Origin of the sequence: Streptomyces synnematoformans, assembly GCF_039531005.1 — a bacterium.
GTDB lineage: Bacteria > Actinomycetota > Actinomycetes > Streptomycetales > Streptomycetaceae > Streptomyces > Streptomyces synnematoformans.
In genome coordinates this window covers 1-9,182 of sequence record NZ_BAAAPF010000283.1, presented here as the reverse complement: position 1 = coordinate 9,182, position 9,182 = coordinate 1, and the positions used below count along the sequence as shown (strand labels likewise).

Sequence of the window (9,182 nt, the reverse complement as noted above, 5' to 3'; positions counted from 1 at the left end):
GGTCCGGCGGTCAGCGCCCGGGTGCGGGCCCGGTCCGGGCGGCGCGGGCGGGGGCCGGGCGGGCGGCGCGTACCGCACGGGGGCCCGCGGCCGGGCCGGTCCCGGGCCGCCTCACTCGTCCGCCCGCGGCAGCAGCACGCCCGGGTTGAGGACGCCCGCCGGGTCCAGCGCCGACTTGACCGCGCGCAGCGCCGCCACGCCCAGCGGGCCGATCTCCCGCGCGTACCACGGGCGGTGGTCGGTGCCCACGCCGTGGTGGTGGCTGATGGTGCCGCCGCGCTCCAGGATCGCGTCGCCCGCCGCCCGCTTGGCCCGCTCCCACGCGCCCAGCGGGTCGTCGCCCCGGGCGCCGACCACCGTGAAGTACAGCGAGGCGCCGGTCTCGTACACGTGCGAGATGTGGCACATCACCAGGGGCGGCGTGCCCGCCGCGGTCAGCGTCTCCTGCAGCGCGCCGCGCACCGCCTCGTACAGCCGGGGCAGCGCCGGCCAGAAGCCCGCCGTCTCCAGCGTCTCCGCGAAGGCGCCCGCGTCCAGCAGCGCGTCGCGCAGGTACGGGGCCCGGTAACGGCCCTGCGCCCACGCCTCGCCCGGCTCCGCGCCGAGCAACTCCCCGCCGGCCGCCCGCAGGACGACGTGCGCCGCGGCCCGGCGGTCCGCCGCCTCGCCCGCCGCGCCCTCGTAGCCGGTGACGACCAGGCAGCCGCCCGGCCGCGCCCCGGCCGCCGACCCGTCCGCCCCGCCCGCCGCCGCCTCGTCCGCCGCCTCGTCTGCCGATCCGTCCGCCGCGCCGATGTCCTCGGGACGGGCGAGGCCCACCATCGTCTCGGTCTCGTCGGACAGCCGCAGCACCGTCGGCAGCGGCCCGTCCTGCGCCAGCGCGCGCAGCGCCGCCGCGCCCGCGTCGAAGGAGCCGAACCGCCAGCCCTCGTACGCCCGCACCCGCGGCAGCGGCCGCACCCGTACCGTGACCGACGTGATCACCCCGAACGCGCCCTCCGAGCCCAGCACCAGCTGCCGCAGGTCGGGTCCCGCCGCCGAGCGCGGCGCCCGGCCGAGCCGCAGCGTGCCCTCCGGCGTCGCCACGGTGAGCCCGACGACCATCTCGTCGAACCGCCCGTAGCCCGCGGACGCCTGGCCGCTGCCGCGGGTCGCGGCGAAGCCGCCGACGGTGGCCCACTCGAAGGACTGCGGGAAGTGGCCGAGGGTGAACCCGCGCTCGCCGAGCAGCCGTTCGGCCTCGGGCGCGCGCAGCCCGGCGTCGAGGACGGCGGTGCGCGCGACCTCGTCGAGCGCGGTCAGCCGGTCCAGGCGGCGCAGGTCGAGGGCGACCACGCCGGCGAAGCCGCCCCCCTGCGCGTCCGGCGCGAGCCCGCCGGTCACCGACGTGCCGCCGCCGAACGGCACCACCGCCACCCGCCGCTCGGCGCACACCCGCAGCACCGCCAGCACCTCGTCGTGCCCGCCCGGCAGCACCACCGCGTCCGGCGCGTCCGCGACCTCGCCGGCGCGGATGCGCAGCAGGTCGGGGGTGGACTTGCCGCGGGTGTGCCGCACCCGGTCCGGCACGCCGGTCAGGACCGACGCCGCGCCGCCCGCCGCCCGCGCGAGCGCGGCCAGGACGTCCGCGCCCACGCGCGGCGCCGGCACGTCCAGGTCCGCCAGCGCCGCCGGCGGGGTGTCGGCCGGCCGCACCCCCAGCAGGTCGCGCAGCAGGTCCCGGACGCCGTCGGGGAGCGGCGCCGCCTCCGCGGGGTCGCCCCACCCGTTCCACAGCATGTCCAACGCGGTCCTCCCGTACGGGCGTACGGCCTCGGCCGGAGGGCTTTCCTCCGTCCGCATACTCGTTACACTGTGACAGGTGAAGTCGAAACGTCACAAGACCTCGCTGGACGACGTCGCGCTCGACGCGCTGCGCGACTGCGTCCTGGCCGTGGGCGTGCGCCGCACCACGCTCACCGACGTGGCCCGCCGCGCCGGCGTGTCGCGGATGACGCTCTACCGCCGCTGGCCCGACGTGCAGTCGCTGGTGGGCGATCTGATGACGCGCGAGTGGATCGACGTCGCACGCGGCGCCCTCCCCGCCGCGGACGGCGCCGCGAACGCACGCGAGGTGCTGGTCGCCGGGCTCACGGAGGGCTCGCGGGCGCTGCGCGCGCACCCGCTGTTCCGCAAGATCCTGGACGTCGACCCCGAGCTGCTCCTGCCGTACATGCTCGACCGCCGCGGCGCCAGCCAGGACGTCCTGCTCGACCTGATCGCCGACGACGTGCGCAAGGGTCAGGCCGACGGTTCCGTGCGCGCGGGGCACGCGGTGCGGCAGGCGCGGGCCGCGCTGCTGGTCGTGCAGTCCTTCACGTTCTCGATGCGCACCATGACCGATGAGGACGACCCCGACCTCGGCACCGCCGCGTTCGAGCGCGAACTGCGCGGCGTGCTGGAGAGGATGCTCGCGCCATGACCGTACGGAACGCGCCCCGCGGAACGGCCAGCACGGACAGCACGGCCAGCACGGGCGGCGCGGAGCCGGCGCCCGCTCGGGACTTCTCCCTCAACGCCCGCCGCCGCGCCCGGCTGCTGGCCCGGCTGGACGCCGGCGAGCGCGTGGACCTGCTGGTCGTCGCCGCCGGCGCCACCGCCGCCGGGGTCGCGCTGGACGCCGCCGGGCGCGGGCTGTCGGTCGCCGCGATCGACGCCCACGACCTGGCGTTCGGCACCTCGCGCTGGAGCAGCAAGCTCGTCCACGGCGGCCTGCGCTACCTGGCCTCCGGCCAGGTCGGCATCGCCCGCGAGTGCGCGGTGGAGCGCGGCGAGCTGCTGGAGCGCATCGCGCCGCACCTCGTGCACGCCCAGCCCTTCGTGATCCCCCTCACCCCGCTGACCACCCGCGCCCAGGCCGCCGTCGCCTGGGCCGGGCTGCGCTCCGGCGACGAGGTGCGGGTCGCCGCGCGCACCTCCCGCGCGGCGCTGCCCGCGCCGCGCCGGCTGTCCGCCGTGGAGACCCAGCAGCTCGTGCCCGGGCTGCGGCGCTACGGGCTGCGCGGCGGACTGCTCTCCTGGGACGGGCAGCTGACCGACGACGCCCGGCTGGTGACGGCCGTGGCGCGGACGGCCGCGGGGTACGGGGCCCGGGTGCTGACCCGGGCCCGGGCGGTGGAGCTGACCGGCTCCGGCGCGGTCGTCCGGGACGAGACGACGGGGGAGCGGCTGCGCATCCGGGCCCGCGCGGTGGTCAACGCGACCGGGGTGTGGGCCGGTCAGCTGGTGCCCGGAGTGCGGCTGCGCCCGTCGCGCGGCACGCACCTGGTGCTGCGCGCCGAGGCGCTGGGGATGGGTCGGCAGCCGGGAGGGGCGGGCGTGCACATCCCGATCCCGGGGGCGCCGGCCCGGTTCGCGCTGGTGCTGCCGCAGGACGACGGCCGGGTGTACGTGGGCCTGACCGACGAGCCGGTCGACGGCGACGTGCCGGACGAGCCGGCGGTGCCGGAGACGGACGTCGGCTTCCTCCTCGACGTGCTGGACTCCGCGCTGGACGTGCCGGTGCGCCGGGCGGACGTGGTCGGCGCGTTCGCCGGGCTGCGCCCGCTGCTGGAGAGCGACGGCCGCAGCGCCGACCTCTCCCGCCGGCACGCGGTGCGCACCTCGCCGGACGGCGTGGTCACCGTCGTCGGCGGCAAGCTGACGACGTACCGGCGGATGGCCGAGGACGCCGTCGACGCGGCCGTGGCCGGCGCCGGTCTGGCCGCGGGCCCGTGCCGTACCGCCCGGCTGCCGCTCGTGGGCGCCGCGCCGCCCGCCGAGCTGGCCCGGCTGGACGCGCCGCGCCGGCTGGTGCAGCGCTACGGGACGGAGGCGCCGGCGGTGCAGGCGCTGGCCGCCGCGGAACCCGCGCTCGCCGCGCCGGTCGTGCCCGGATACCCGGTCACCGGCGCCGAGCTGGCCTGGGCCGTACGCCACGAGGGCGCCCTCGACGAGGCCGACCTGCTGGACCGGCGCACCCGGCTGGGGCTGGTGGCGGCGGAGCGGGCGGCCGCGGTGGCGGCCGCCCGCGAGGTGCTGTCCGCGCTGAACGGGGCGGTCAGTCCAGGGCGTTGAACACGGGGTAGTAGCCGCCGGAGTGCCCGGCGGCCTTGGGGTGGTAGGAGTCGCCGATGGGGAAGGTAACGCTGTGCAGCCATTCGCTGTCCGAGCAGATCTCGTGCCCGGAGAACGCCGGCCGGACGTCGCCGTACGAGAAGCCGTGGTCGGCCGCGCGCTTGGCGGTCACGTCGCTCAGCAGGTCCGCGGCGCCGTTGATGGCGGCCCGGGAACGCTCGCTGATGCCGAAGAAGCAGCCGCCGTTGAGCTGGTACATCCGCGGGTAGCCGAGCACGACGACGTGCGCGTTGGGGGCGCGGGCGCGCACCGCGTCGTACGCGGCGTTGAGCCGCCCGGGGAGCGTGCCCTCGATGTACGTGCGCGCCTCGTTGATCCGGTTGACGCACGCCGACTCGCCCTGGAGCACACAGGTGATCATGGCGTCGGCGAAGCCGGCGTCGTTGCCGCCGATGCTGAGGGAGACGAGGGTGGTCGAGGAGTTGAGCGGACCGAGCTGGTTGTTGATGAGGTCGCCGGTGCGGGCGCCGGAGCAGGCGGTGAAGGAGAAGGACGCCGGGGAGTGCGCGTTCTTCCACAGCACCGGGTACGCCCGGGTGCTGCGCTTGCAGTCGCCGCTCGCCGAGTCGTACGAACCGGCGCCCACGCCCGAGGCGTAGGAGTCGCCGAGCGCCACGTAGTTCTCCGCGTAGGCGCTCCGCGCCGCGGTGCTCTCGGCGGCCTGGGCGGGCGCGGTGCCGAGCAGCGCCACTGTGGTGGCGACGAGGAAGCCCAGCAGCAGCCGCAAGGGCCGGGCAGTTCTCATGGAACCCCCTGGGGATGAGGTTGTACCGAGTGGTAACCACACCCTGCCCTGTGACATCCATGTCCATGCCAAGGCGCAACTGCGCGCCTGTGATGCGCCGTTCAATCCCTGTTGTGCGAGTTCGCCATGGCATCAGCCGATAATCGGGTCGGCCGCCGGCCCGTCCCCTCAGAAGACCCGACCGCAACCGGCAGAGTGCGCCTCTGCCTTGGAGCGTGAGCGACGACCGTGACCGGGAAGAGAACGCTGAGCCCTCGGGTGCGGCCGCTCGGGCCCCGCCCCGGCCGCCCCGACACCAGGGCGGACATCATCCGCGCCGCGAAGCGCATGTTCGCCCGCGGCTACGGGTCCTGCAGCCTGCGCGCCGTCGCCCGGGAGGCGGGCGTCGACCCGTCCCTCCTCGTCCAGTTCTTCGGCAGCAAGGAAGGGCTGTACCTGGCCGCCATCGCCGACGTCATGCGCCCCGACGACGTGCTCGACCGGATCGTCGGCGACACCTCCGACGGACTGGGCCGCAGGCTCGCCGGCTATTACTTCGATCTGTGGGACGACGCCGAGACCAGGTGGCCCTTTCAGGCGATCCTGCTCTCCGCCGCCTCGTACCAGCCGGCCGCCGCCGTCCTGCGCGACTTCATCACCCGCGAACTCGTCGCCCGGGTCGCCGCCCGCGCCGTCCCCGACCGGGCGGAGCTGCGTGCGGGTCTGGCCGGTTCCCATCTGGTGGGCACCGCCCTCGTGCGCTACGTGGTGCGCTTCGGGCCGCTCGCGGACCTGCCGAGGCCGGAGCTTGCCGAGATCGTGGGCGGCACCATCGACGGGTACCTCTTCGGCCCGCTGCCCTCCGGCAGCGCCTAGCTTCGAGTCAACCTCACGGGCCGCCCCTGCGTCAGGGGTGGGGGCGGTGGCGCCCGGAAGCTGCGGCGATCTAGAATCCCGAGCTAACTCAACAGATGTTGATAAAGGGCTTCGTGCCGTGATGGACTCGGCGCAATCGGCGCACCTGCCGGAGGGAGAGCAATGGCCTTCGACATACCGGGCTACATCAGTACAGCCGGACGCGTCCAGGTCGACGATCTGGATCTCGACGCGTTCGCAGAGCGCCCGCTGTCCGAGGAGGCGCTGCGCTGCCTGCGCTACATGTCGGACGTGGAGAGCCACACGATCTGCTACCTGCGCGACGTGCTGGTCACCCCGTCCCACCGCGACCCGGACGTGACGGCGTTCATGTCGATGTGGGCCTTCGAGGAATTCTGGCACGGTGAGGCGATCGACTCCGTGCTGCGCGCCCACGGGCAGAAGGCCGACTACGACCACATCCGCGAGGTGCGGGAGGCGCAGGGGGTCAAGGACCGGCTGGCGCCGATCTACCAGTCCGTCGCGGCCAACGCCATCGGCGACGACTTCGTCGCCGTGCACATGACGTGGGGCGCGATAAACGAGTGGTCCGCGCACGCCGCGTACGGCAGCCTGATCGAGAAGGAGCAGCACCCGGAGCTGACCAAGCTGCTCGGGCGCATCCAGCGCCAGGAGTCCCGGCACCTCGCGTTCTACGCCAGCCAGGCCAAGGAGCGCCTGGAGCGCTCGTCGCGCGCCCGCTCGCTGACCCGCTGGGTGACCGACCGCTTCTGGCAGCCCGTCGGCTCCACCATCCAGCCGGTGGAGGAGACCCGCTTCGTCCTGGGGCACCTGCTGGGCGACGACGAGGGCGCCGCGGCCGTGCGCAAGATCGACGAGAAGGTGCACAAGCTCCCCGGCATGGACGGGCTCAACCTGGTCCAGCGCGGCGTCGCGGGCTTCGGCGCCGGGGTGCCGGTGGCGGGCACCGGCGACGACCGGGGCGGCTCCCGCAAGCGCGGGCTCGTCGCCGGCGCCGCGCTGCTCGCGGGCGCGGCCGGGATCGCCGCCGTACGACGCCGATCGGCGGGCTCGCAGGCATGACGGAACCCGGCCCGGCCGCCACGCCCACGTCCGCCGCGGACACCGACACGGCGGACGCCGACGCCGCCGCCGCCGGGCTGCTGGACGAAGTCGGACGACTCGGCAGTGTCGCGGTGGCATACTCCGGTGGCGTGGATTCCACGGTCGTCCTCGCCGCGGCCGTACGCGCCCTCGGCCCCGGCCGGGCCGTCGCCGTCATCGCCGACTCGCCCGCCCTGGCCCGCGGCGAGCTGGCCCTCGCCCGGGACACGGCGGCGGACCTCGGCGCCGAACTCGTCGTCCTGGACACCGACGAGCTGTCCGTCGCCGGCTACCGCGCCAACGCCGGCGACCGCTGCTACTTCTGCAAGCAGACCGTCCTCGGCCGGGTCGCCGGCTACGCCGCGGAGCACGGCTTCGCGCACGTCGCCACCGGCACCCACCGCGACGACCGGCGCGCCGCCCACCGGCCCGGGCTGCGCGCCGCGAAGGAACTCGACGCCGCCGAGCCGCTGGCCGCCGCCGGGCTCGGCAAGGCCGCGGTGCGCGCGGTCGCGCGGGCCTGGGGGCTGCCGGTCGCGGAGAAGCCCGGCATGCCGTGCCTGGCGTCCCGTATCGCGGTGGGCGTCCCGGTCTCCCAGGACCGGCTGCACCTGGTCGAGCGGGCCGAGGAGCGGGTCCGCGAGACGCTGGACGAGCACCGGGTGGGCGCCCGCGACGTCCGCGTACGCCTGCTGCGGCGCGGCTTCCGGATCGAGCTGGACGCCCCCGCGCACCGCGAGGTGGCCGCCGCCCGCGGCCTCGGCGACACGCTGCTGCGCGAGGTGGCCGCCGTCGGCCCCCTCGGCGAGGGCAGCCTCGCCCCGTACCGCACCGGGGCCGTCAGCACCGCCGCCCGCGCCGCCTCCCGCACCGCCTCTCCCGATGGAGCGCCGGCGCGATGAGCGAGCCGAGCGGCGGTGCCCGCGACGTCGCCGAACTGCTGGCCGACGGCGTGGCGCAGGTCGGCGACTTCGCCCGGCTCGACGTGGGCCGGCGGCGCCGCACCGGGGTGCCCGAAGTCGTCTACGCCGACGGCAAGACGCCGCAGCAGACGCTGCAGCTGCTCGCCGAGCTGCGCCGCCGGACACCGGACTCGCCGGCGCTGGCCACCCGCTGCCCCGAGGAGGTGCTGCGGGAGGCGGCCGACGCCTTCGCGGACGAGCCGGTACGGGTCGACACCCGGGCGCGCACCGTGACCGTGGGCCCGCTGCCGGCCCCGCGGGGCACGGTCGCCGTACTCACCGCCGGCACCAGCGACCTGCCCGTCGCCCGCGAGGCCGTCGCCACCCTCGACGCCCTCGGCACCGGCTCCCGGCTCTTCGCCGACGTGGGCGTCGCGGGCCTGTCCCGGCTGCTCTCGGTGCTCGCCGAGGTGCGCGCCGCGGACTGCGCGATCGTCGTCGCGGGCATGGACGGCGCCCTGCCGAGCGTGGTCACCGGCCTGCTCGCCGCCCCCGTCGTCGGCGTCCCCGCCAGCGTCGGCTACGGCTTCGCCGACGGCGGCCGCGCCGCCGCCGGCGCCATGCTGGCCTCCTGCGCCCCCGGGCTCACGGTCGTCAACATCGACAACGGCTTCGGCGCCGCCGTCCACGCCGCGAAGATCGTGGGGGTACGCGACGGTGAGTGACCCACGGCTGTCCGCCGCGCCGGGGGCGTACGCCCCGGGCCGCCCGCACGCACCCGTGCCCCTGGCCCGTACCCGGGCCGGTGTGGCGGCGCAGCGGCGCGGGAAGGGCTGTCCCGGTGATCGCGCAGCACAGTCCGCAGGGAACCCGGCGGGGGTGGCGCACGGTGGCTGAGGGGACGGCCGCGGCCCATCTCGACTGCACCGCCGGGGTGGCCGGCGACATGCTGCTGGGCGCGCTGCTCGACGCCGGCGCGCGCCTCGGTGCCGTACGGGACGCGGTGGCGGCGCTCGGGATCGACGGGCTCGACGTGACCGTGGCGCGGGCCCGGCGCGGCGGCTTCGCCTGCAACCGCGTCACCGTCCACCGCCCCGCCGTCGCCGACCACCACCGGCGCCTCGACGACGTCCTCGGCGACATCGGACGGGCGACGCGCGCCGGCCTCCCCGAGGCCGCCGCGGACTTCGCCGCCCGCGTCTTCCGGCTGCTCGCCGAGGCCGAGGGCAAGGCGCACGGCACCGCCCCCGAGGACGTCCACTTCCACGAGGTCGGCGCCTTCGACGCGCTCGCCGACGTCGTCGGCTGCGCCGCCGCGCTCGCCGACCTCGGCCTGCTCGCCCCCGGCGCCGCCGTCACCTGCTCGCCGCTCGCCGCCGGCAGCGGGGAGGTCGACTGCGCGCACGGCCGGATGCCCGTCC

9 protein-coding genes are annotated in these 9,182 nt (G+C 76.5%); 7 read left to right on the top strand and 2 right to left on the bottom strand.

Features of this window, described 5'->3' with window-relative positions:
• Positions 1-111: 111 nt before the first annotated feature.
• Positions 112-1,842: an FAD-binding oxidoreductase gene (locus ABD317_RS29150; protein ID WP_344293572.1), complete on the bottom strand. Its 1,731-nt coding sequence runs from the start codon at positions 1,840-1,842 to the stop codon at positions 112-114.
• A 19-nt stretch (positions 1,843-1,861) separates the two neighbouring features.
• Here ABD317_RS29150 and ABD317_RS29145 point away from each other — a divergent pair, with 19 nt between their 5' ends.
• Together ABD317_RS29145 and ABD317_RS29140 are read left to right on the top strand one after the other, a co-directional pair.
• The gene (locus ABD317_RS29145) at positions 1,862-2,461 is read left to right on the top strand and encodes a TetR family transcriptional regulator (RefSeq protein WP_051438680.1); all 600 of its coding nucleotides are present in this window, start codon (positions 1,862-1,864) and stop codon (positions 2,459-2,461) included.
• A complete protein-coding gene (locus tag ABD317_RS29140) occupies positions 2,458-4,095 on the top strand; it encodes a glycerol-3-phosphate dehydrogenase/oxidase (RefSeq protein ID WP_344293570.1) in 1,638 nt (545 codons plus the stop codon). The genes ABD317_RS29145 and ABD317_RS29140 overlap by 4 nt, the downstream gene beginning before the upstream one ends.
• On the opposite strand, the gene ABD317_RS29135 is transcribed toward ABD317_RS29140, so the two are convergent.
• Positions 4,079-4,900: a GDSL-type esterase/lipase family protein gene (locus ABD317_RS29135; protein WP_027757288.1), complete on the bottom strand. Its 822-nt coding sequence runs from the start codon at positions 4,898-4,900 to the stop codon at positions 4,079-4,081. The two genes, ABD317_RS29140 and ABD317_RS29135, sit on opposite strands and share 17 nt — an antisense overlap.
• Before the next feature lie 228 nt (positions 4,901-5,128).
• Between ABD317_RS29135 and ABD317_RS29130 the strand changes: the two genes are divergently transcribed.
• The 5 genes from ABD317_RS29130 to larC form a co-directional block, all read left to right on the top strand.
• A complete protein-coding gene (locus ABD317_RS29130; RefSeq protein WP_234020256.1) occupies positions 5,129-5,755 on the top strand; it encodes a TetR/AcrR family transcriptional regulator in 627 nt (208 codons plus the stop codon).
• Between the two features lie 162 nt (positions 5,756-5,917).
• The gene (locus ABD317_RS29125; protein WP_027757290.1) at positions 5,918-6,838 is read left to right on the top strand and encodes a hypothetical protein; all 921 of its coding nucleotides are present in this window, start codon (positions 5,918-5,920) and stop codon (positions 6,836-6,838) included.
• Positions 6,835-7,761: an ATP-dependent sacrificial sulfur transferase LarE gene (gene larE, locus ABD317_RS29120; protein ID WP_344293567.1), complete on the top strand. Its 927-nt coding sequence runs from the start codon at positions 6,835-6,837 to the stop codon at positions 7,759-7,761. Before ABD317_RS29125 ends, larE begins: the two co-directional genes overlap by 4 nt.
• On the top strand, positions 7,758-8,486 hold the full coding sequence (larB, locus tag ABD317_RS29115; RefSeq protein WP_027757292.1) for a nickel pincer cofactor biosynthesis protein LarB: 729 nt from the start codon (positions 7,758-7,760) through the stop codon (positions 8,484-8,486). Before larE ends, larB begins: the two co-directional genes overlap by 4 nt.
• Positions 8,487-8,650: 164 nt before the next feature.
• The coding region (gene larC / locus ABD317_RS29110; protein ID WP_344293564.1) for a nickel pincer cofactor biosynthesis protein LarC at positions 8,651-9,182 on the top strand (532 nt) is incomplete at its 3' end.

Excerpts from the sequence above, each read along its gene's own strand:
- ABD317_RS29150 (WP_344293572.1), bottom strand. The coding sequence starts at position 1,842 with ATGCGGACGGAGGAAAGCCCTCCGGCCGAGGCCGTACGCCCGTACGGG.
- ABD317_RS29140 (WP_344293570.1), top strand. The coding sequence starts at position 2,458 with ATGACCGTACGGAACGCGCCCCGCGGAACGGCCAGCACGGACAGCACG.
- ABD317_RS29135 (WP_027757288.1), bottom strand. The coding sequence starts at position 4,900 with ATGAGAACTGCCCGGCCCTTGCGGCTGCTGCTGGGCTTCCTCGTCGCC.
- ABD317_RS29125 (WP_027757290.1), top strand. The coding sequence starts at position 5,918 with ATGGCCTTCGACATACCGGGCTACATCAGTACAGCCGGACGCGTCCAG.
- larE (WP_344293567.1), top strand. The coding sequence starts at position 6,835 with ATGACGGAACCCGGCCCGGCCGCCACGCCCACGTCCGCCGCGGACACC.
- larB (WP_027757292.1), top strand. The coding sequence starts at position 7,758 with ATGAGCGAGCCGAGCGGCGGTGCCCGCGACGTCGCCGAACTGCTGGCC.